This is a genomic window from Mesorhizobium sp. WSM4817, assembly GCF_055811135.1.
Genome location: NZ_JBVVQQ010000011.1, coordinates 130,387 through 151,098 on the forward strand (window position 1 = coordinate 130,387; position 20,712 = coordinate 151,098).

A 20,712-nucleotide genomic window follows, 5' to 3' on the forward strand; every position below is an offset into this window, starting at 1 on the left:
CTTGGCGGCAATCGCCAGTCCTCGATGCAAATCCTGTCGCCATGACCGCCGCCTCGCCCTGGTGGACGCCTGATGTTCACGCCGACCGGCGGCCGCGGTTGATCCTGCGCAACGCCATCACCGCGGCCGTGCGCGACTGGTTTGCCCGCCGCGACTTCGTTGAAGTCGAGACCGCGGCGCTGCAGGTCTCGCCCGGCAACGAGGCGCATCTGTCGGCCTTCGCCACCGAGGCGCTCGGCCCAGATGGGCGGCACCAGCCGCTCTATTTGCACACCTCGCCGGAATTCGCCTGCAAAAAGCTGCTCGCCGCCGGCGAGAAACGCATCTTCAGCCTGAGTGCCGTCTATCGCAACCGCGAGCGCGGCCCATTGCACCATCCGTCCTTCACCATGCTCGAATGGTACCGGGCCGATGAGACCTACGACAGCCTGATGCAGGATTGCGCCGGGCTTGTCGCGCTGGCCGCCGAGCGCGCCGGCACGAAACGCTTCGCCTTTCGCGGCCGCGAGGCCGATCCGTTCGCCGAGCCGGAACGGTTGAACGTCGCCGAGGCTTTTATCCGCTATGCCGGTATCGATCTGTTGGTCACGGTCGCCGCCGACGGCAGCACCGATCGTGAGGCGCTGCATGCGGCTCTGGTCCAGGCGGGCTTGCGCACCGCGCCCGACGACAATTGGGCCGATCTGTTCAGTCGGGTGCTGGTGGAAAAGATCGAGCCGGCGCTGGGGCAGGGGCGCGCCACCATTCTTTACGGCTATCCGATCTCGGAGGCCGCCCTTGCCCGGCCGAGCGCCGATGACCCGAGGACCGCCGAGCGCTTCGAGCTCTATTGCTGCGGCGTCGAGCTGGCCAATGCGTTCGGCGAGCTGACCGACGCCGACGAGCAGCGCCGGCGCTTCATCCTCGAAATGGACGAGAAGCAGCGCATCTACGGCGAACGCTATCCGATCGACGAGGATTTCCTCGCCGCACTGGCCATCATGCCGCAGGCAAGCGGCGCCGCACTCGGCTTCGACCGGCTGGTGATGCTGGCGACGGGGGCGATGCGGGTCGAGGATGTGATGTGGACGCCGGTGACGGGGTGAGGCGAGGCCTGCACTCTACGGCGCCCCCTCTGTCCTGCCGGGCATCTCCCCCTCAAGGGGGGAGATTGGCTGACCGCAACGCCGCACCTCGTCCTTCAACATCGGCGATTGAGGCCGGAGCGACGCGAAGGCGCAATCTCCCCCCTTGAGGGGGAGATGCCCGGCAGGGCAGAGGGGGGTGCCTCGCTCAGGCGTCACAATACTACCGCCCCATCAGCAAAGCGACGATCAGCCGCTGCAGATTGCCGCGCGGGGCGAATTCTACCCGGTCGAAATCGCGGCTTGCCTGCCGCTGCGCCTGGGAGAGTTCGGCAAGCCGCGTGGTCATTTCGGTCCTGATCTTTTTGCAGCCGGGATCGTCGGCGACGGACAGGCCGATGGTCGCCGTCTCGATCTTGCGGACCATGTCGACGATGATGTCGCCATGCACCTTTTCGTGGGCGGCGAGGCCAGCGGCGAAAACGTCCCAGCTCTTCTGCACGGCGGCCGGCACCGGCCCGGACGCTTTGGGCAAGGTATAGGTTATGATGAGTTTTGGGCGCGCCGACACCAGCACACAGGCATTGCCTTGCCGCTGATAGTCCCTGACCCAGGTCAGCTTGAAATTGGTATAGGCCATGGCGCGGACCCTGCTTTTGCCGATCGTCGGACCGCGCTCGCCCATCGAGGCATGGAGCTGAGGACCGGTCTGCCCTGAAACGGCGTAGGTCTCGACCTTCTCGACCGGCTTCCAGCCCGCCTGCGCCGGCGACGCCAGCAAAATGGCCAGGAGCAGGTAGGTCAGAACGGCTGTTTTCATGCGAATCCTCCGGGGCGATGCCTTTGGTGTGAGATCATCAACGCATGGCCGGAATGCGGTCAAGGCGCCGTTGCCGAACTCGCCGTTCGCATTTCGCGTCGAAAGAACCAATCAACGGCGATGTGCCGCAAACTCAATCCGCTTGGCGGGCTCGTTTTGAAATCTTCTTTCTCATTAAACTCTATAAACTTAGTAGAGTTAACGCACACAAGCGTTTTGCGAGGAGCCCAAATGTCGAAAAATCTGGTGGTGGGGCTGTCGGGCAACCTGACCCGTCCGTCGAAGACCAAGGCGTTCATCAGCCACATCGTTGCGGAGGTGGCGAGCAGCACCGGTGCAGCCTCGACCGTTTTCGACATCGAGGATCTCGGTCGGTCGTTTCCGCTGGCAAGGCGCATTGGCGATCTGGATCCATCGGCCAGGAACATCGTCGAGCGATTGCTGGGCGCCGACGTTCTGGTGGTTGGCTCGCCGACTTTCAAAGGCAGCTACACCGGGCTTTTCAAGCATTTCTTCGACCTGCTCGACCCGTCATCCCTGCGGGGAAAGCCGGTGATCCTTGCTGCAACCGGCGGCGGCGATCGTCATTCGCTGGTGGTCGAACATCAGCTGCGGCCGCTGTTCGGCTTCTTCGAGGCTTTGACCCTGCCGACCGCGATCTACGCCTCCGACAAGGACTTCGCCAACGGCGTGCTGGTGTCCGAAGCCATCCATGCTCGCGCCAGCCAAGCGGTCGCCGAAGCATGCCGTGCGGTGCCACGCAGCGTCGGTCTTGCCGCCTGAATACCGGCCCCGTGTCCTCAATTCGCTTCCCGCACAGCTCAGAAGGAGCCCGCAATGACCAGACCCAGCAAGTCGAGGCAGATCAAGCTTGGTGCTTTCCTGCCCGGTGGCGGACAGCATATCGCAGCCTGGCGCCATCCTGACGCGCCGGCCGACGGCGCGACGAATTTCGAGTTCCACAGGCAGCTCGCGCTGACGGCCGAGCGCGGCCTGTTCGACGCCTATTTCCTGGCCGACAATCTGACCGTCGGCCTCGGCGCCCGCGAAGGCGGCAATGCCAAGATCGCCGGGTTCGAGCCGGTGACGCTGTTTGCCGCATTGGCGCCGCTCACCACGCATCTGGGCTTCATCGCCACCGCCTCCACCACCTATGAGGAGCCCTATACGCTCGCCCGCAAGTTCGCCTCGCTCGACCTGCTGTCGAACGGCCGGGCCGGCTGGAATGTGGTGACCTCGGCGGGTGACGAGACCGCGCGCAATTTCAATCGCGAGACGCAGCCTGCCCACGCCGAGCGTTATGCCCGCGCGCATGAACATGTCGAGACGGTCAAGGCGCTGTGGGACAGCTGGGAAGACGATGCCTTCATCCGCGACAAGAAGTCGGGGCGCTTCTACGACAAGGACAAGCTTCACGACATCGACCACAAGGGCCGGCATTTCAGCGTCAAAGGCCCGCTCAACGTGCCGCGACCGGTGCAGGGCCATCCGGTGGTGGTTCAGGCCGGGCAGTCGGAGGACGGACGCAAGCTCGCCGCCCAGTCGGCTGAGGTCATCTTCACCGCCCATCAGAACCTGGCCTCGGCGCAAGAATTCTACCGCGACATCAAGGCGCGCGTGGCGGCAGTCGGCCGCGATCCCGGGCAGGTGCTGATCATGCCGGGCGTAGCACCCTTCGTCGGCCGCACCGAAGAGGAAGCCCGCGCCAAGTACCAGCAGCTGAACGAGCTGATCCTGCCCGAGGATGGCGTGGCCCTGCTCAATGGGCTGGCCGGCCAGACGCTCGACATCCGGGGTTACCCGCTCGACGGACCGCTGCCGCCGAGCCGGGAAACCGAAGGCATGAAGAGCCGCCAGGCGCTGATCCGCCAGATTGCCGACGAGCACAACTTCACCATCCGCCAGCTCTACCAGTGGGTGGCGACGGCCCGCGGCCACTACACCGTGATCGGCAGCGCGGCGCAGGTTGCCGATCAGCTGGAGGAATGGTTCGGCAACGACGCCGCCGACGGCTTCAACATCCTGCCGCCGTGGCTGCCCGGCGGGCTCGACGATTTCGTCGACCTGGTGATCCCCGAGCTGCAGCGTCGCGGCCTGTTCCGCACCGCCTACGAGGGCAGGACGCTGCGCGAGAATCTCGGCCTCAGGCGGCCGGAAAACCCCTGGACCGCCGCCCGCTCCAAGGTGCTGGCCGCCGAATAGATTCTCTTGAAGCAAAGGGCAAGACGATGAGTTTGCAACACATCGAGCAGCGGGTGACGATCGATGCACATGACGGCAGAACCGGCCTTGGCGCCGATTTCCCGCGCCTGGCCAACCGCACTGTCATCCGCTTCCTGTCCCGCTACGGCATCCTGATCGGCTTCCTCGCGATCTGGCAGGTGTCGAGCAGCGCGGGATGGGTCAACGCCGCGGTGCTGCCGCCGGTCGACACGATCGTCTCCGCACTGTGGAATGGTCTGGCCGGCGGCACCTTGCTTGGCGATATCGCCATCAGCCTGCAGCGCGCCGGCCTCGCCTTCGCGGCGGCGGTGGCGGTTGCCATCCCGCTTGGTCTGTTCATGGGCCAGGTGCGCGCCGTCGAAACCGCGCTTGACCCGATCCTGCAGGTTTTCCGGCAGACCTCGGCGCTTGCGCTCTATCCGGTGTTCATCCTGCTGCTCGGGTTGGGGGAGGCATCAAAGGTCTTCGTCATCTTCTGGGCGACGCTGTTTCCGCTGCTGCTCAACACCATCAGCGGCGTCAAGCAAGTCGATCCGAAACTGCTCGAGATGGCCCGGGTCTACGGCGCTACGCGGGTCACCGCGTTTCGCCGGGTCGTGCTTCCGGGGGCCGTCCCTTCGATCTTCGTCGGCTTGAGGCTGAGTGCGACCACGGCGCTCTTGTTGCTGATCGCATCCGAAATGATCGGCGCCAACAAGGGCATCGGCTTCCAGGTGATGAACGCGCAGTACAACTTCCAGATCCCGCTGATGTTTGCAGCGATCGTCATCCTTGCCGGCCTCGGCCTGATCGCCAACCAGGCGCTGGTCGGCCTGCAGCGGCGGCTCTGCCGCTGGAGCAATCCCATCGACTGACCAGCTTTCAACCATCCTCTCCAACAGGCCCCATCCTCCAACACGAAAGTCCGGACCATGCCAATCACTCGCCGTTCCCTGCTTGCGGGCGCTCCCTTTGCCGCCGGCATCTTCGCCTCCGGCCTGCCTCGCTTTGCCGTTGCGCAAGCCGCGCCGGTCACGTTGCGCTACCTCGCCAGCCGTGGCAGCATCTCGCCGCATGAGCTGGCGGACGCGCTCGGCTATTTCAAGGACGTCGGCGTCAAGCTTGAGAATGTCGGCTACTCCAGCGGCGGCCCGGAATCGCTGTTCGCGCTCGCCTCCGGCAGCGTCGATCTCGGCTCGGCCGCAACCGCTGCGGTGATCAATTCGATCTCCGGCGGCAACGACTTCGTCGCTGCCTATCCAAGCAACGGCATCAACGGCCAAGTGCGCAGCATCTTCTACGTGCTGGAAGACAGCCCGATCAAATCGATTGCCGACATCGCCGGCAAGACCATTGCGGTCAACACGCTCGGCGCCCATCTCGACTATACCGTCCGCGAGGCGCTGCACGGCGTCGGCCTGCCGCCTGATGCCGCCAACCTCGTCGTCGTGCCCGGGCCGCAGCTTGAACAGACCTTGCGGTCACGCCAGGTCGATATCGCGGCACTGGGCTACTGGCAGGCGACGTTTGCCGGCGCGCTGGTCGACAAGGGCGGTGTGCGCGGCGTGTTCAACGACACCGACGTGCTGGGCGAACTGGCCGGCGGCTTCATTGTCCTGCGGCGCGACTTCATCGCGGCGCATCCGGATGGCGCCCGCAATTTCGTCGAACAGTCGGCCCGCGCCGCCGACTGGTCGCGCCAGAACCCGAACGAGGCGCGCAAGGTGCTTGCGGAGATCCTCGATAAACGCGGCGAAAATGGCGAGCTGGCGCGCTACTGGACCGGCTTCGGGCTGCGCGAAGGGGCGAAGGCCGACGACCGCGACATAGACTTCTGGGTCGGCGTGCTCGAGCGCGACGGCCGGCTGCCCAAGGGCAGGCTGAAAGCCGCGGATATTCTTTACGGGCGCGGCGAAACGAAAACCAATTGATCGGGAGACGGCCATGGCCAGCACAAGCGGCGGCGAGGTCACGATACGCGACCTCTCCAAATCCTTCACCCTCGGCGGGCGCCTGCTTGCCGTGTTGAGGGCGCTCAACCTCGACATCCGCTCCGGCGAATGTCTCGTCATCGTCGGCGTCAGCGGATCGGGCAAGACCACGCTGCTGCGCATCCTTGCCGGTCTTGAGGCCGCGGACAGCGGCGGTGTCGCGACCGACGGCAGGCCGGTCCATGGCGTCGGCGCCGAGCGCGCGGTCATCTTCCAGGAACCGCGCCTGCTGCCCTGGCTGACGGTGCTCGGCAACGTCGCCTTTGGCCTCGAAGTGCGGGGCGTGCCCAAGGCGGAGGCCGAGGACAAGGCCCGCTTCTATACCGCGCTCGTCGGCCTGGCCGAATTCAGCGATGCCTATCCCAGGCAGCTTTCGGGCGGCATGGCACAGCGCGTCGGCATTGCCCGGGCCTTGACCGTGCAACCTGAAATCCTGCTGCTCGACGAGCCGCTAGGCGCGCTCGACGCCATGACCAAGATCGGCATGCAGGAGGAACTGGCACGCATCTGGAGCGAGGAGAACGTCACCATGGTCATGGTCACCCATGATCTGGAAGAAGCGATCTATCTTGCCGACAGGGTGCTGATCCTGCCCAGGGAGAAGGGCGGCACAGCACGGCTGGTCGAGGTTGAACTGCCGCGCCCCCGCGATCGCAGCGAGAGCCGGTTCGTGCGCTACCGCGAAGAACTGCTGCGCGAGTTTGGCTTGCACTGAGACTGGGGGCACCGAGACGCTGGTGAAAGGCGCGTCTTGCGCGCCTTACTTCCCGGCCGCCCCGGTCGAGAACAGCGCGCGCTCGACCGTCGGCTCCAGTGTTTGCGCAAAGGGCGTCGCCATGTGGTGGCGGTCGCGATAGGCCAGCTTGCCATCGATGAAGACATGGCAGGTCTTGGCGTCGCAGAACCGGTCGGTCATGTCGATGTAGGTCGCGTTGGGGACGGCGCGCACGATGTCACGCTCCACCGCGGCCATGGCGTCGTTGGCGGCGTCGGTTCGCGGCGCGTCACATACCGATGGCGTCTGTCCACGCCACAGCGCGCGGGCCACGCAGGTGTCGACAAACAGGCTGTTGAACGGCACATCGCGGATGAAGGCGACTTTCAGCCCGGCCTGGCTGAACGCCTCCAGCGTTGCGCGCAGGCCGCCCTGCCAGTCCTGATCGAGGCTTTCGGATTGCCGGGCGTCGGGCGACAGTTTGCGCGAACTGGTCAGCGAGATCTCCGAGATCACCACCAGGCTCGGGCGCAGGGCGATGATCTCCTTGATCGATTGCTCGCGCCATTGATCGCACTCGGTGTAGTCACGCTTCAGCTTCGAGCTCCAGACCGTCAGCCGCGATGCCCGGCAGGCGGCTTTGAGCCAAGTGACGACCTTGTAGTCGTTCTTCTTCGCCGCCTCGATCAGCGGCGTCGACCAGTGATCGGCATGCGAATCGCCGAACAGCGCGATCGAGCGCTCGGCATTCTTGGCGCCGAACTCGCAGGCCCTCGGCGTCACTGTCTCGTAGTCGACAACGCAGCCTACCTTGGCGCGCGCGGTAGAGGGCTGCGCGGCAGTTTCGGCAATGATGCGTTGCGAGGGGTCGAGGCCGTCCACGGCAAGGCGCGCATTGGCGTAAGTCGCCACGACGCCGGCGCCGGTCAGCATTGCGGCGGGGATTAGCGCGCGCGCCGCGTTCGCCATCAGCCAGCCATTGCGACGGATCGGGTTTTCGATGAAATTATAGGTGAAGAGCGACAGCGCCAGCGTCAATGCGGCGCAGGCAAGCCGCCCCGGCCAGGCCAGGTCGGGCACCATCATCGTCGCATAGACGATGACCGGCCAGTGCCAGAGGTAGAGTGAGTAGGAAAGTTTCCCCACCCATTGCAGGGGCGGCAGCGCCAGCATGGCGCTCGGCCCTCTTTGGACATTGCCGGAGCCGCTGAGCAGCAGGAGCACGGTGCCGGCCACCGGCACCACCGCCGCAAAGCCGGGGAAGGGGGTGTCCTGCTCGCTGAAGGTCAGATAGGCACCGGCGATCAGCGCCAGGCCAAGCCATGCCAGTGCTGCGCCCAGTTGCGGGCGCTCTCGCCAGAATTTTACCGGCGCCATCGTCGCCAGGCCGCCGGCGGCGAATTCCCAGGCCCTGAGCGGCGAGAAATAGAAGGCCCAGGGCTGCGCCACGGTGGTGAGCCAGGCGCAGACGGCGAACGACACCGCGCCGGTGAGGCCGATCACCAGGATCGCCGTGCGCTTGCCCGGGCGCAGCCATGCCGCCAGCAGAAGCAGCCCCGGCCATACGAAATAGAACTGCTCCTCGACCGAGAGCGACCAGAAGTGGATGAAGGGGTTGTTCGCCGCGTCGGGGGCGAAATAGTCGAACGACCAGCGTATCAGCCAGAAATTGATCGCATAGGCCGAGGCGAACATGGCGCCTTTCGAATAGAGCGACTGTTCGTCCGGCGACAGGATGAAGTAGCCGGCGACCAGCGTGGCGAAGATGACGAACAGCGAGGCCGGCAGCAGGCGCCGGGCGCGCCTTGCATAGAACCGCCACAGGTCCAGCCTGCCGTCCTCGGCGATTTCCCGCAGCAGCTGGCCGGTGATCAGGTAGCCGGAGATGACGAAGAAGATGTCGACGCCGGTGAAGCCGCCAGGCAGGTCCGACAGACCAAAATGGAACGCGACGACGCCGGACACCGCCAACGCACGCAGCCCTTCGATATCAGGCCGAAACGATGCTGACACGGCAAAACCTCGCGAAGTCGTTGAAAAGCCACCCGTGCGAAGACTCGACGCAATGCATTGATATTGCAATGCAACAAATCTAACGCAGTGCAACATAAGTGGAAGTTTGCCGGGTGCAGTGCGGAATGCTCGTCGGCGCGTCCTCAGCGAACGCCGCGCCAGCGCTGCCATCCGCATCCGCGGCGGCGGACTTTGGGCGGCGGGATTTTGGAGCACAAAAAGACAATTTGGCCGGGATACGGCGGGCGGGAGGCGTGCGAATTTGACTGGCGTCCGCTCTATGTGTTCGTTTTAGCCGCATTTCTGCAACGCCAGATTCCTCCTGGCTGCAAAAACACTCTAGCGGGCCCGATCTCAGGCTTTAGAAGGAGCCCGCCGCTCGCGCGCCGCGCTCCTCCCTTAAAGCGCCTCGCGTTCGAAAGGAAATCGACGCGCTTTAAGTCTTTGTTTCTGTGCCTGTCGTTACCCCCCAAAACCGCTGCGCACCCTCGGGTCAGGCCCGAGGGCATGCTTTTGGGCGACAAGCATCAGTCGTCACCGATCACGCATGCGCTGGCGGATGATGACGGGAGTCCCAGACTGCCCAGGCCGATGCCGCAACCACCAGCACGCCGAGGACAACGTGGGTCGCCATTGCGTTGGCGTTTGCCACGAAGCCGAGCAGCCAGGGCGACGCGATCAGCCAGAGCCCGACGACAAGGTTCACCCACTCTTCCCATTCGGCGAATACTGAAAGCGCCGCGAGAGCCAGGGCGCCGAGCAAGATCGCGGCAATCCAAGCGTTCCAGGCAGCAGTGGTTTCAGCAGCGAAGCCGACAACCCAGGGTGAGATGAACAGGCATGCCGCTAGGATCAGGTTGATCCAATCCTGAGGCTTCTTTCCTTCCATCAGATCGTTTGCCATGACAACCTCCACAGATGAAGCTTGACCAAAGCACTACGTCGCGTGCAACGCACGCTTAGTCATTGATATATCGCACTTTCGGCGGCTTTCAAGGAGTGGCTCCGGGGCGGCCGGTTACGCACTGAGTGCCGGGCGCGATCACGCCTTTTTCAGGAACTCGGTCTTCAGCACCAGGCCCTTTACCTGCTTGGTGCTGCACTCGATCTCGCCGGGATTGCCGGTGAGGCGGATGTTCTTCACCAGCGTGCCTCGCTTGATCGTCTCCGACGTGCCCTTGACCTTCAAATCCTTGATCAGGGTGACGGAATCGCCCTCGTTCAACTGGGCGCCGTTGCTGTCTCTTACGATCGCGTCTGCCATTTCAGGGTCTTTCATCGAAGGGGATAGCGGACTATCCGGCGGATGGCGGCAAGGTCAAGCGTGGTGGCAACTGTGCCATCGCTGGCGCGTGAAGCGGGCAGGGCACCCTTGTTGCTCATGTCAGGAGGCCGTATCGCCCGTCGAAGTCGGCGATGCCTCGTGGTTGAAGCCGATTTCACCGGAAGGTGGAGGATCACAGCCTGGCGCGCCGCCGGCTAAGCCTGTCGATCAAGTGGCCTGTCGAACAAATGACTTGTCGAACAGGTGACCTGTCGAAATGCGGACCCGTCGATCGCGGACACCGCAAGCGGCGTACGGCCGGTTAAAGATTGAGCCCCACAACGGATGGAGAGACTCTAGAAATTGAAATAGATCGCCGGCGGATACAGACTGGATCCATTGTTGTCGGCTGGCGCCGCCGTCGCATCAGACGACGTGATCCCGCTGGTGGACTTGTTGTCGAGCGGCGGCCGGTTTTTCTCGGCTGAGGACGCTTTGGCATCGGTGGCAACGGCTTTCGTCTTGGCCTCCACGGCTTGCGAAAGTGCGAGCACGGTGAGAAGTGCAGACAGGGCAAGTTTCATGACGAGGTCCCTCCATGGTTAACGTAAGGTTAACCGCGGCCGCCGGCCCGAAACGGCCGCTGTGTGGAAGGACGTGGAATTCTCCGGAATTTCTGGAATATTAGCTTGTGGAAAAGTACAATGTGAGCAGTTGCCGGCACGTGTAGGCTTGCAGCCGCATCAGGCCGAAGCTTGGAGCGGCCGCGACAGAACCCAGACATCCAGTTGCGCTTGGCCGCTCAATGTCGCGGCCAACGCTGGTGTTAAGCTCAATCCCTGAAGCCGTTCGAGTCGAGCAGGGCGACCTGCTTGCCGTCGATGAAAAAGCGTATCACGTGCGCGCCGCCGTCGACTTCGATGCGCGTCGGATCGATGACCGGCGCCGCAGGAGCCGCCTTGCCATATGTCGCTGCCGCGCGCGAGCCGGCAGCGGCACGCGACGGTCCATCCGGCCCGAAGGTCAGCAGCAGCAGTGCAGCGGATCCAGCCGCAACCGCGGTGAAAGGGATTTTGGGGGAGGCAATCCAGGACATCGAATTATTCCTTCCTTGTTGAGGCGGCATCTACGCTGGTTTGTGCCGGTGCCGAGAGCTCGGCTTCGCCGTCGTTCAAATGACTGAGGAAGGGTGTTGGTATTCAGGCCTAAATAGCGTGAGTTTCATAACTTGCCCCTGCCCTGCGCGACCTTAGCGCCGCCCGGCGGGGCGAAAAGCGCAGGCGCGTGGAGGGGCGTGGAATTCTCCGGAATTTCTGGAATATTAGCTTGTGGAAAAGTATAGCCGGCGCGTGCTATCCTCGCGGCGGCATAAAGGGGCGGGTAGGATGGCACAGCATATCGCGCAGAAATTGCGGCTGACCGCGGCCGTGCTGGGGACCGTCACCCGCAAGGACCTTGCGGCGGCGTTCCGGGGCGTCAACCCGAAGACGGCGTTCGACCTCGGCCGCGCCGATAAATGGCTGCAGGGGCGCTCCCAGCCACGCGAGCTCAGCGTCTACGACGACTGGACGAAGCTGCTCAAGCTGGAGCAGCCCGGCGCCTGGATCGCCGAGAGCGACCTGCCAGGTTTTACCGCGGCGATCTGTGCCCGCCACGGCATCGACAGGGCCGAACTGGAGCGCCGCGCCAATGCGCATTTCGAAACCGCTGCCGGGCATGAGGAGCGGAGCCCTGGATTGGCCCTTGCCGGAACCTACGCCTGTTATTCGAGCGCCTTGTCGCCCTACTATCGCGGCCAGTTGATCAGGGGCAGCCTGTCGATTGATGTCGGGCCGGGGGCGAACGGCCTGACCGCCGCCTATCGCGAGGCCTTGCCGACCGGGCAGCTGCTGCTCGGTGGGCAGATGACGTCGGCAAAACGCGGGCTTTATGCGCATCTGAAGGAAGCCAGCGGCGAAGCGCAATTCTTCTTGTGCCTGTTTCCGCACTCGCGGCCGGGAAGCGTGCTTGGCGGCTATTTGTGCGGCACCACCATCATCGGCCCGGAGCCGCAGCCCTCGCTGACCCGGATCCTGATGGTCCGCTTGCGCAATCCGGCGCCCCAGGCATGGGGCGGATATCTGCCGTCCGACGGATCGATCGCCGCCGATCTGGCATCGCTTGGCCTGTCCGTCGAGCAGACGGAAGCGGTTGACCGGCAGCTGGCGCAATTCCTCGTCGGAGACAGCGACGGCGGCGCCAGCCAGATCCCGCCGGCCGAGTTCCGCGCCATCGTCGACGTGTTCGACCGTCATTGGCTGAGCCATTCCGCCTGACACCGGGCCGTCTGACCCCGGGCTGAGCGAGAGACGAAGACCGCTTGTCGCTCGCGCGGGGCTCGCTGGCACGAAGGTGGGGACGTTGCATGCCGGCTCAATATGCCCGATCATGGTCATGGCAGGGTGGAGGCATCAAGTGGCGGCCAATCGGCGAAACGGCATGCATCCGTCGGAGCCCGGGCTGGTGGGCGTTGTTTCGGCTGCCATGGCCCTGCCGCGCATGTCGCTGCCCACCGTCGCGACCGTCGTGGCGGCGGTTGCGGCCCTGTATTTCGGGCGCGAGGTTTTCCTGCCGATCGCAATCGCGCTGCTGCTGACCTTTGCGCTTGCACCCTTGGTTTCGGCACTCAAACGGGTCGGCATTCCCCGTCTTCCTGCGGTCATCGCCAGTGTGCTGGGCGCATTCACGGTGCTTGCGCTGTTCTCCTTCATTGTCGCCACGCAGGTCAGCGAACTGGCGCAGAACATCCCGCTTTACCAGTCAAATATCCTGACCAAAGTCCGATCCCTGAAGGAGACCGGCGTCGGCGGCGGCGTCATCGCCAGGCTGAGCGAGGCGATCGAACGTGTTGGCCAGGAACTCGACAGGCAGGAAACCTCGCCGCCCGCCGCGGATCAGCCACGGCGCGAGCCGGTGCCCGTCGAGATCATCGCACGCGAAAGGCCGCTCCAGGTTCTGCAGAACCTGATCGGCCCGCTGATCAGCCCGCTGGCATCGGCCGGCCTGATCGTCGTCGTCGTCATATTCATGCTGCTCGAGCGCGAGGACCTGCGCGATCGTTTCATACGCCTCGTCGGCTACGGCGACCTTCATCGGACCACCGAGGCGCTCCAAGAAGCGGGCAAGCGGGTCGGCCGATATCTGCTCATGCAATTGGTCGTGAATATCGTCTATGCCATACCGGTTACAGCAGGGCTTTGGGTTCTCGGCATACCCAATGCGCTGCTGTGGGGGTTGCTGGCGCTGGCGTTGCGCTTTGTTCCCTATATCGGCCCGATCATTGGTGCGCTGCTGCCGCTGTTCCTGGCGCTTGCTGTGGCGCCCGGCTGGTCGCTCGTGCTGTGGACCGCCGGACTGTTCGTGGCCATGGAAATGATCACCGGCAACATCGTCGAACCGTGGCTCTACGGTTCACGAACGGGGCTTTCGCCATTGGCCATCATCGTTGCGGCTATCTTCTGGACCTGGCTCTGGGGGCCGCTGGGCCTGGTCCTGTCGACGCCGCTCACAGTCTGCCTCGTCGTGCTCGGCAGGCACGTGCCGCAGTTCGAATTCCTCGACGTTCTGTTCGGCAACGAACCGGTGCTCGAACCCCACGCCCGGCTCTACCAACGGCTGCTGGCCGGCGATCCAGAGGAAGCCACGGATCACGCCGAGGAGATGCTGGAGGAAAAATATCTGTTCGAATTCTATGACAAGGTCGCCATTGCCGCACTGCTGCTCGGCGAGCAGGATCGGGTGCGCGGCGTCATGGGCGATGAGCAAAGACGGCGGGTGGCGGCCAGCGCGCAGATGCTGGTGGCGAACCTCGACGACAGCGCACGGGAGGAAGCGGAGGAGGACGATGATCCGGCCACAGCCGAACCTGCGCCGGCGGACAAGGACAAGCAGGCTCAAGCGGAGGGCGAGGACGACACTGAGCTGCCGGATGGCACGGAGATGTCGGTGCTGTGTGCCGGCGGCCGCGGCGAACTCGACGATGCCGCCGCCGCCATGCTGGCGCAGGTGCTCGAAGTCCAGGGGGCGACGGTCTCGAAGGCGAGCTTTGCCGATATGGATCCGACTGGCATTCGCCGGCTCGAGCTCGACGCGGTCGACACCGTTGTGGTCGGATTCCTGAACCGCGACTCGGTCAAGCACGCCCGTTTTCTTGTTCGTCGGCTGAAACGTGCCAGGTCGGCGCTGCGGGTAGGTATCGTGTTCTGGTCGAAGGACGGCGAGGACAAAAAGACAGAAGTCGAATGGACCAATGACATCAACGCCGATTTTGTGGCGTTTGGCATGGTCGAAGCCGTTCTGGGCGCATTGTCGAGCGATCCGCCGGTTGCGCTGAAGGTCGCTGCCAAGCGCCGCATGCGCCGCCGGCCGCGCCCGGCCAGGAAGGCGCCGCTTGCCGCTGCAAAGTGAGAGACTGAGACCGCAGCTCGCCCTCACGTCCAGAAATAGCGCACCGTGTGAAAGAAAACCGGGGCGGCGAAGACCAGGCTGTCGGCGCGGTCCATCATGCCGCCATGGCCCTCGATCAGATGGCCCCAGTCCTTCACCCCCTGGTCGCGCTTGATGGCGGAGGCGACCAGCCCGCCGAGGAAGCCCATCAGGCAGGCGATGAAGGCGACGCCCGCCGCCTGCAGCGGCGAAAACGGCGTCAGGAACGACAGCAGCGCGCCAAGCAGGCTCGACGTCGCCAGCCCGCCGACCAGCCCTTCCCAGGTCTTCGACGGCGAAACCTTCGGCGACATCAGATGCCTGCCGAACAGCTTGCCGAAGATGTATTGCAGCACGTCGCTGCCTTGCACGGTGATGATCAGGAAAGCGACCAGCAACAAGTTGCGGCCTTCGAAGCCCGGCACATCGAGCGTCAGCAGCGCCGGCACGTGGCTGACACAATAGACCGAGATCATGACCGCCCATTGCTGCGCCGAGACGCGCTCGAGAAAGCGCTCGGTGTCGCCGTGCAGCGCGGTGATCGCCGGCATCAGCAGGAAGCAGTAGACCGGGATAAAGATGGTGAAGAGGCCGTACCAGGCGGTCCACACCAGCCAGTACTGGAACGGGATGATGATGCCGAACATGCCGAGCAGCACCCAATGGTCGCTGCGGCGGCTGTGCGTCAGCGTCACGAATTCGCGCAAGGCGGCAAACGAGATCAGCGCGAACAGGATGGTCATGCCGGCGCGGCCGAAGAAGAAGGCGACGGTGATCGCCACCACCATCACCCACCAGGCGTTGATGCGCTGGTTGAGATTGACCAGCGTCGAGGACAGCGGCTTCGGCGCGCGCCACGACAGGATGCCGGCGACCAGGCTTGCCGTGGTCAGCACCGCAGTGAGGCCGACAACCATGATAAGCGTCTCGTGCATTGGCATGTTGTTCTAGTCGTCTCTTGGAACATCGTGTCTGGGAGCATCGTGTATTGGAGGATCGTGTCCGGGAGCATCGTGCCGGATACCGGATCCGGCACGATCTCCAGCTCTTTGGGCTCTACGCTCTTTGGGCTCGACGCTGTTTTGGTCGCATGATGTTTTTCGGTAAACCGGATTCCACTTTTCCGCATCATGCGTTGGCGGGCGGGGGTTCAGCGCCAGCAGTGCTTGGCGGGCGCGCTCGAGAAAGGTTCGGCGTTCCTCGCCGGGCGCAATGGCGATCGGCGCGCCGAAGACCACCCGGCAGAGCAGCGGCACCGGCACGAACTGGCCCTTGGGCAGCACCCGCGACATGTTCTCAATCCAGCACGGGATGAGTTCGACGTCGGGCCGCGCCATCGACAGATTGTAAAGGCCGGAGCGGAACGGCAGCAGCGGCTGGTCGGTCATGTTGCGCGTGCCCTCGGGGAAGATGATCAGCGAATGGCCCTCATCGAGCACCGACAGCATGACCGAGATCGGGTTCTGCGCCTCATCGGTCCACTGCCGGTGGATCAGCACGGAGGACAGCATGTCCTGCGCGATGAACCGGCGCAGCCGCGATTTTCCCCAATAGTCGGCGGCAGCGACCGCATGGGTGCGGGCGCGCTGCTTCTCGCTGAGGCAGGCCGACAGCAGGATGAAATCGCCGTGGCTGGCATGATTGGCGAAGTAGATGCGCTGCCGGTCCGACGGCTGGCTGCCGTTCCAGATCGGCCGGACGCCGGTCACCGCCCAGGCCAGCGCCGACAGGCCGACCGAGGTCACGGTCTGCAGCAGGGTGAAGGTCCTTGTGCCGAGCTTGCTCATCGTCGGGCTCAGAACGACAAGGCGACGAGGGACGCCGCCACGAACAGGCCGAGTGCGATGCGCTGCTTCATCAGCAGGCGTTGCGTGCCCGCGATGCGCCGGTCGAGCGAGCGGATGCCGGCAGCGGCCGGTTTGACGCGCATGCGCGCCAGCACGTCGTCGACCGAGGCACCACCGGCGGCCTCGCTGATGTGGCTGGCCATCAGCCAGAACAGCAACGCGTCGAAGGCAAGCAGGGCCGAGACGGCGAGAGTGACCACGCCGCTCGCTGCCGCGACCAGCCACGCCGCTGCCGCCAGCGTGGTCGCCTGCGGCTGCGCTGCCACGGCAATGACCGGCGCGGCCGCCAACGCGGCCAGCACAAAAAACAGCGGCCACACCGCCTGCGTCATCAGCCCGGCGGCGAACGCTTCGGCCTTGTCTCGATGGGCACTCATGCCGGCTGGTCCACGTGAAGATGCACCGGCCGGCCCGCGGTGGCGAGCTTGGTTCGCGCTTGCGCCAGCGTGTCGGCGCGGCCGGTGGCAACCAGCCAGGCGGCGACGGCGCCGGCGCTGCGCTGGAAGCCGAGCGCGCAGCAGACAAGCACCGTGCCGTAGCTGCGCGCGTCCTCGATCGCCGCCACCGCTTGCGCCTGCGCCTCGGGCGAGGGCGGCAAAAGATCGACCATGGCGACAGCCGTCCAGCGGCAGGCGACGCCGCGCGGCCGCTCCAACTCGCCGGCAAGGTCGATCACCGTGCCGAATGCGCCAGCCTCGGCGACGGTGGGAAAGCGGCCGAGGAAGACACCGTCGGCAATGGCGACATGCGGCGGCAGCTTGCGCGTCCATATCCATGCATTGATCCTGGCGCCAAGCCGGTGGGGCAGCAGCAAGACACGGCTGGCCAGCGAGACGCTGCCGTCGGCCGTTTTCTGGAACACTTTGGCGCCGGCTCCGGCATAGGCGAAGGCAACGATGGCCAGCGCCAGCGCCGGCCACAGCAGGATGAGCCACAGCGCCAAAACGAAGGCGCCGGCAGCGGCGCCGGCCAGCGCCAGCGCTGCAACCAGCGCGTAGAACAGCGCCAGCCGCCGCGCGCCGGCATCAGCGGTCGGCCGGAAGCCGGCGAACGGCAATTCGCCGTGGCGCGGAAACAGCCACAGGGCGAAGAAGCCGAGCAAAGCGCCGGTCGGGATATCGATGACATGGTGCTGCCACGTCGTCAGCACCGAGGCGCCGATCAGCAAACACCAGGCATGCCAGACGACGCCGGCCATGCTTTTCAGCCGATATCGCCAATGATCCCAGATGATGACCAGCAGCGCGATGTGCAGCGACGGCGCCTGGTTGAACGGCTTGTCGAAGCCGCCGAGGACCGCGAACATGAAGCCTGGCAGGCCCGATGTCTGCGGCCGCACGAAGGTCGCCGTCAGCGGGAACAGGATGAAACAGGCGACGGCGACGATCTGCGCAGTCAGATAGCGGCCGGCAAGCCGATCGACGCCGCGCTTGGTATCGTTGAGCAGCAGCGACAGGCCGTAGAACAGATTGATCGACCAGTAGGGCACGATCGTCCAGGCGATGAACGGGATGTTGTGCTCCCAGGCGAAGACGATGCTGCCGACATCGTCGCGCTGCGACGCCAGCCAGTTGGCGAAGCCGTAGCTCGCGTAGAAGAACGGCGCCAGAAAGGCCAGCCACAGCGCCGCCCGCAGCGCGATTCCAGCGTACGGCTCGCGCGCAGGGGCAGAAAGGGCGGCAGGGCCAAGGACAGGCAAGACCATGCTCAGACGCGCCGCGCGACCGATACGGTGAAGATGCCCCACTGGTCGATGCGCTGGTCGAGCTTCTCGAAGCCGGTCGCCGCCACCAGCTGGTCCATCTCGCCTTGCGTGCGCCGGCGCATCACCCAGGCCTGGCCGCCGCGATGCGAGGTCAGGCTGCGCGCGATCATTTCGAGCTGCGGATGCCAGGGCTGGTTGGTGTAGACAAGCAGGCTGCCGGGCTGCATCGCCCTGGCCAGCCCGCCGAGCGAGCGGATGATCATGGCGTTGTCGGAAAACAATTCGTAAAGCCCGGAGACGATGGCCAGGTCCGGCGCCGGCTCGAGCCCGGCAAGCATCTCGGCGTCGAAGGCGTCGGCCTGGTGGAACGAGACATTGGTCGGCAGGTGCCGCTCGGCGATCAGCTTGCAGCCGAGCGAAACGTTGAGCTCGGAAAAATCCTGCAACCGCACGCTGGCCGGCGGCTCGGTGCATTTGGCGACGGCATCGAGCACGTAGCGGCCGTGGCCGGCAGCGATATCGACGATATGGACCGTGCGGCCGGCGGCCTTCAGCGTCCCGGTGGCGCTGCCGATCAGCTCTTCGAGATGCAGCTTGCGCTGGCGGATGCCGCGCCAGCCGATGGCGTCGAGAAAGGTGCGATCGATCATGCGGCCGAGCGGACCGGCGCCCCGCGCCTGGTTCTCGTAGACATAGTCGAGGGTCGAGCCGGAATCGAAGCCGGTGGCGATCCCGGTCTTCATGCCTGACGAAAGCCAGGCGCCCCCGCGGATCGAGGCGCGGCTCATTGCCCAGTAGAGGCCTTTCGGTGACAGCAAAGCGAGCGGCGAGGCCAGCCGGTCGGCCTCGTCGCGTGTGTAGCCGGCGCGGTCGGCCGCGGTCAGGTCGACCGGCTTCTGTGGCGTCGAGAACTGTCTTTCGAGGAACGGCTTGATCAGGTCGAGTGCCTTGCGGCGGTCGCGTTCGCCCAGCGTGTCGTGGAAGAAGCCCGGCAGCACATGCCGCTGCTTGGCCGGGCTGGCGAGATTGACGAAGAATTCGTGCTGCGGTCCATGCCGCACAACCCAGTCGCTGCCGGAGATCAGCAATTGCGTCGGCACGGTGATGGCGCGGGCATCCGAGACGATGCGGGCGGCGTGGTCGTAGAGCTCGACCAGGATGTTGGAAGCGATCGGCCGCGTGATCAGCGGGTCGGCCTCGAAGGAGGCGATGCGCTCGGGATCCTGCGTCAGGAACTTGGCCTTGACGTAGGAATTGACGAAGAAGCGGCCCTTGATCTTCTGCCACAGCGCAATGCCTTGCCTGGCGAAAGGCACGTAGAGCTTGACCGAGAAGGCCGGCGAGGCCAGTACCAAGGCGCGAATCTGCGGTGCATAATCATGCACCCAGGCGGCCGCGAGCACCGCGCCGAAAGATTGCGCGATCAGCGCGATGTCGCGCTGGGAAAAACCGTCTCTGCCGATCTCGCGCACCAAACAATCGATGTCGCGCACAAGTGCGGCAAAAGACGGCGCATAGCCGCGCTCGCCGGCCGAGCGGCCATTGCCGCGCGCGTCCCAGGCGTAGAAGGCATGGCCGGGCATATCGAGTTCGTCGACCAGATGCGCCATGCGGCCGCCATGCTCGTGGCCGCGGTGGAACAGCACAACCGCGCCCCTGGCGGGTTGCCCGACCGCCGGCCAGTAGCGGTAGAAGATCTCGGTGCCGTCATGGCTGCGGAAGGTGCGCTCCTGCGCCACCCGCTGCTCAACTGCGGAAGCAGCAATCGTCGGTTCATGAAGCATGTTTTTCCCCAGGCGGATGCGTCCGGAATTTCAGTCGCCGCTCCCGTTAAGGCCGCTGCGTATCCGGTTGATGGCGGTCACCAGCGAGAGTGTAGCCATTGCCGGAAACACGAACGGCGTGATCGCGTCCACCCACAGGCCGCAGGCGATGAGAAAGGCGACGATGCCGAGCGCCAGCGCCCGATCGCTCTTGCCGAACGGCCCGGCATAATTGCGCCCGGTGCCTGCCGCGATGCCGAGCACGCCGGCGAACTCCACAAGCACTGCTGTGACGGCAAAGGCGACGACGCCCCAGACAGGGAAGAGAGCGGCAAAGGCCAGGATCAGCGCCAGGTCGGAGACGGCGTCGCAGAGCTCGTTGAGATACATGCCGAGTTTTGAGGCCTGGCCATGCTCGCGCGCAAGCATGCCGTCGATGGCGTTGAGCGCCATGCGCGCAAACAGCACCACCGGCATCAGCAAGAAGACCGCGCGATGGCCGGCAAGGGCCGCGACCACAACGCCGGTGGCAACCGACAGGGCGGCAGCCAGCAGCGTGATCTGGTTGGCGGTGACGCAGGCCCCGGCCAGCCGGTCGGCGAGCGGCCGCAGTCTGGCCTGGAAGGCCGGTTTCAGCGCATAAAGCGTCGGCATGTGCGAACCCCCCGGCCGCGGTGCAACTGCGGCGAGGATGATCAATTGGCGCGCAAGACGCAAGGGCGACGAGCGGTTGTACAGGGTTACGATCAGCAGCGCCCGCCCGGAACCTTACCATGCGCAGGCCTTACGGTTTGGCGGCGCCGCCTCAAAGGTCGAATTCCCTAGAGCTCTCAAATGAGAACTTTACAAATACTCAAAAATATG

Annotated in this window: 19 protein-coding genes and 1 pseudogene; 8 read left to right on the plus strand and 12 right to left on the minus strand. The window is 64.9% G+C overall.

The genetic code is table 11. The features are described 5' to 3' along the window. Positions 1–41 precede the first annotated feature (41 nt). Entirely contained in the window at positions 42–1,085 is a 1,044-nt protein-coding gene (epmA, locus tag AC0L2K_RS17030; RefSeq protein WP_128173020.1) for an EF-P lysine aminoacylase EpmA, read from the plus strand. A 202-nt stretch (positions 1,086–1,287) separates the two neighbouring features. On the opposite strand, the gene AC0L2K_RS17035 is transcribed toward epmA, so the two are convergent. After that, complete coding sequence (locus AC0L2K_RS17035) at positions 1,288–1,884, minus strand: DUF922 domain-containing Zn-dependent protease (protein WP_023799064.1); 597 nt, start codon at positions 1,882–1,884, stop codon at positions 1,288–1,290. A gap of 231 nt (positions 1,885–2,115) precedes the next feature. Between AC0L2K_RS17035 and msuE the strand changes: the two genes are divergently transcribed. Genes msuE through AC0L2K_RS17060 form a run of 5 tightly spaced genes read left to right on the plus strand, consistent with a single transcriptional unit; the run spans position 2,116 to position 6,792 of the window. Then, a complete protein-coding gene (gene msuE, locus AC0L2K_RS17040) occupies positions 2,116–2,667 on the plus strand; it encodes an FMN reductase (protein WP_128246992.1) in 552 nt (183 codons plus the stop codon). Between the two features lie 54 nt (positions 2,668–2,721). Continuing rightward, on the plus strand, positions 2,722–4,086 hold the full coding sequence (locus AC0L2K_RS17045; protein ID WP_287346227.1) for an LLM class flavin-dependent oxidoreductase: 1,365 nt from the start codon (positions 2,722–2,724) through the stop codon (positions 4,084–4,086). 26 nt (positions 4,087–4,112) lie between these two features. Further along, a complete protein-coding gene (locus AC0L2K_RS17050) occupies positions 4,113–4,961 on the plus strand; it encodes an ABC transporter permease (protein WP_287346225.1) in 849 nt (282 codons plus the stop codon). A 57-nt stretch (positions 4,962–5,018) separates the two neighbouring features. Continuing rightward, positions 5,019–6,017 carry an ABC transporter substrate-binding protein gene (locus tag AC0L2K_RS17055; protein WP_473531885.1) on the plus strand — a complete coding sequence of 333 codons (999 nt, stop codon included), beginning with the start codon at positions 5,019–5,021 and terminating at the stop codon, positions 6,015–6,017. 13 nt (positions 6,018–6,030) lie between these two features. Next, entirely contained in the window at positions 6,031–6,792 is a 762-nt protein-coding gene (locus tag AC0L2K_RS17060; RefSeq protein WP_473531886.1) for an ABC transporter ATP-binding protein, read from the plus strand. 45 nt (positions 6,793–6,837) lie between these two features. Here AC0L2K_RS17060 and AC0L2K_RS17065 read toward each other — a convergent pair whose 3' ends face one another. The 5 genes from AC0L2K_RS17065 to AC0L2K_RS17085 all read right to left on the minus strand — a co-directional run bounded on the left by AC0L2K_RS17065 (position 6,838) and on the right by AC0L2K_RS17085 (position 11,165). Further along, positions 6,838–8,805: an acyltransferase family protein gene (locus tag AC0L2K_RS17065; protein ID WP_473531887.1), complete on the minus strand. Its 1,968-nt coding sequence runs from the start codon at positions 8,803–8,805 to the stop codon at positions 6,838–6,840. A gap of 541 nt (positions 8,806–9,346) precedes the next feature. Further along, positions 9,347–9,709, minus strand: a complete 363-nt coding sequence (locus AC0L2K_RS17070; protein ID WP_027154285.1) for an SPW repeat protein — start codon at positions 9,707–9,709, stop codon at positions 9,347–9,349. A gap of 138 nt (positions 9,710–9,847) precedes the next feature. Further along, positions 9,848–10,069, minus strand: coding sequence for an alkylphosphonate utilization protein (locus AC0L2K_RS17075; protein WP_236377481.1), 222 nt, complete (start codon positions 10,067–10,069; stop codon positions 9,848–9,850). A 356-nt stretch (positions 10,070–10,425) separates the two neighbouring features. After that, positions 10,426–10,653: a hypothetical protein gene (locus AC0L2K_RS17080; protein WP_027154287.1), complete on the minus strand. Its 228-nt coding sequence runs from the start codon at positions 10,651–10,653 to the stop codon at positions 10,426–10,428. Between the two features lie 248 nt (positions 10,654–10,901). Beyond that, positions 10,902–11,165, minus strand: a complete 264-nt coding sequence (locus AC0L2K_RS17085) for a hypothetical protein (protein WP_023799059.1) — start codon at positions 11,163–11,165, stop codon at positions 10,902–10,904. 289 nt (positions 11,166–11,454) lie between these two features. Between AC0L2K_RS17085 and AC0L2K_RS17090 the strand changes: the two genes are divergently transcribed. Continuing rightward, positions 11,455–12,384, plus strand: a complete 930-nt coding sequence (locus AC0L2K_RS17090) for a hypothetical protein (protein ID WP_473531888.1) — start codon at positions 11,455–11,457, stop codon at positions 12,382–12,384. 139 nt (positions 12,385–12,523) lie between these two features. Beyond that, positions 12,524–14,515 carry an AI-2E family transporter gene (locus AC0L2K_RS17095; protein ID WP_473531889.1) on the plus strand — a complete coding sequence of 664 codons (1,992 nt, stop codon included), beginning with the start codon at positions 12,524–12,526 and terminating at the stop codon, positions 14,513–14,515. 23 nt (positions 14,516–14,538) lie between these two features. Here AC0L2K_RS17095 and AC0L2K_RS17100 read toward each other — a convergent pair whose 3' ends face one another. The 6 genes and pseudogenes from AC0L2K_RS17100 to AC0L2K_RS17125 form a co-directional block, all read right to left on the minus strand. Next, positions 14,539–15,468 (minus strand): phosphatidate cytidylyltransferase, encoded by a 930-nt coding sequence (locus tag AC0L2K_RS17100; protein WP_287066368.1) that lies wholly within the window; start codon positions 15,466–15,468, stop codon positions 14,539–14,541. 192 nt (positions 15,469–15,660) lie between these two features. After that, a pseudogene (locus tag AC0L2K_RS17105) lies at positions 15,661–16,320 on the minus strand (lysophospholipid acyltransferase family protein); the annotation flags it as partial. Between the two features lie 8 nt (positions 16,321–16,328). Continuing rightward, a complete protein-coding gene (locus tag AC0L2K_RS17110) occupies positions 16,329–16,757 on the minus strand; it encodes a hypothetical protein (RefSeq protein ID WP_128186027.1) in 429 nt (142 codons plus the stop codon). Next, positions 16,754–18,085, minus strand: a complete 1,332-nt coding sequence (locus AC0L2K_RS17115) for a phosphatase PAP2/dual specificity phosphatase family protein (RefSeq protein ID WP_473531890.1) — start codon at positions 18,083–18,085, stop codon at positions 16,754–16,756. Before AC0L2K_RS17115 ends, AC0L2K_RS17110 begins: the two co-directional genes overlap by 4 nt. 2 nt (positions 18,086–18,087) lie before the next feature. After that, positions 18,088–19,869: a bifunctional alpha/beta hydrolase/class I SAM-dependent methyltransferase gene (locus AC0L2K_RS17120; RefSeq protein ID WP_473531891.1), complete on the minus strand. Its 1,782-nt coding sequence runs from the start codon at positions 19,867–19,869 to the stop codon at positions 18,088–18,090. Positions 19,870–19,899: 30 nt separating this feature from the next. Further along, positions 19,900–20,502 (minus strand): CDP-alcohol phosphatidyltransferase family protein, encoded by a 603-nt coding sequence (locus tag AC0L2K_RS17125; RefSeq protein ID WP_473531892.1) that lies wholly within the window; start codon positions 20,500–20,502, stop codon positions 19,900–19,902. Positions 20,503–20,712 lie beyond the last annotated feature (210 nt).

Coding starts and splice junctions, on each gene's coding strand:
- epmA (WP_128173020.1), top strand. CDS start 42: ATGACCGCCGCCTCGCCCTGGTGGACGCCTGATGTTCACGCCGACCGG.
- AC0L2K_RS17035 (WP_023799064.1), bottom strand. CDS start 1,884: ATGAAAACAGCCGTTCTGACCTACCTGCTCCTGGCCATTTTGCTGGCG.
- msuE (WP_128246992.1), top strand. CDS start 2,116: ATGTCGAAAAATCTGGTGGTGGGGCTGTCGGGCAACCTGACCCGTCCG.
- AC0L2K_RS17045 (WP_287346227.1), top strand. CDS start 2,722: ATGACCAGACCCAGCAAGTCGAGGCAGATCAAGCTTGGTGCTTTCCTG.
- AC0L2K_RS17050 (WP_287346225.1), top strand. CDS start 4,113: ATGAGTTTGCAACACATCGAGCAGCGGGTGACGATCGATGCACATGAC.
- AC0L2K_RS17055 (WP_473531885.1), top strand. CDS start 5,019: ATGCCAATCACTCGCCGTTCCCTGCTTGCGGGCGCTCCCTTTGCCGCC.
- AC0L2K_RS17060 (WP_473531886.1), top strand. CDS start 6,031: ATGGCCAGCACAAGCGGCGGCGAGGTCACGATACGCGACCTCTCCAAA.
- AC0L2K_RS17070 (WP_027154285.1), bottom strand. CDS start 9,709: ATGGCAAACGATCTGATGGAAGGAAAGAAGCCTCAGGATTGGATCAAC.
- AC0L2K_RS17075 (WP_236377481.1), bottom strand. CDS start 10,069: ATGGCAGACGCGATCGTAAGAGACAGCAACGGCGCCCAGTTGAACGAG.
- AC0L2K_RS17080 (WP_027154287.1), bottom strand. CDS start 10,653: ATGAAACTTGCCCTGTCTGCACTTCTCACCGTGCTCGCACTTTCGCAA.
- AC0L2K_RS17085 (WP_023799059.1), bottom strand. CDS start 11,165: ATGTCCTGGATTGCCTCCCCCAAAATCCCTTTCACCGCGGTTGCGGCT.
- AC0L2K_RS17090 (WP_473531888.1), top strand. CDS start 11,455: ATGGCACAGCATATCGCGCAGAAATTGCGGCTGACCGCGGCCGTGCTG.
- AC0L2K_RS17100 (WP_287066368.1), bottom strand. CDS start 15,468: ATGCACGAGACGCTTATCATGGTTGTCGGCCTCACTGCGGTGCTGACC.
- AC0L2K_RS17110 (WP_128186027.1), bottom strand. CDS start 16,757: ATGAGTGCCCATCGAGACAAGGCCGAAGCGTTCGCCGCCGGGCTGATG.
- AC0L2K_RS17115 (WP_473531890.1), bottom strand. CDS start 18,085: ATGGTCTTGCCTGTCCTTGGCCCTGCCGCCCTTTCTGCCCCTGCGCGC.
- AC0L2K_RS17120 (WP_473531891.1), bottom strand. CDS start 19,869: ATGCTTCATGAACCGACGATTGCTGCTTCCGCAGTTGAGCAGCGGGTG.
- AC0L2K_RS17125 (WP_473531892.1), bottom strand. CDS start 20,502: ATGCCGACGCTTTATGCGCTGAAACCGGCCTTCCAGGCCAGACTGCGG.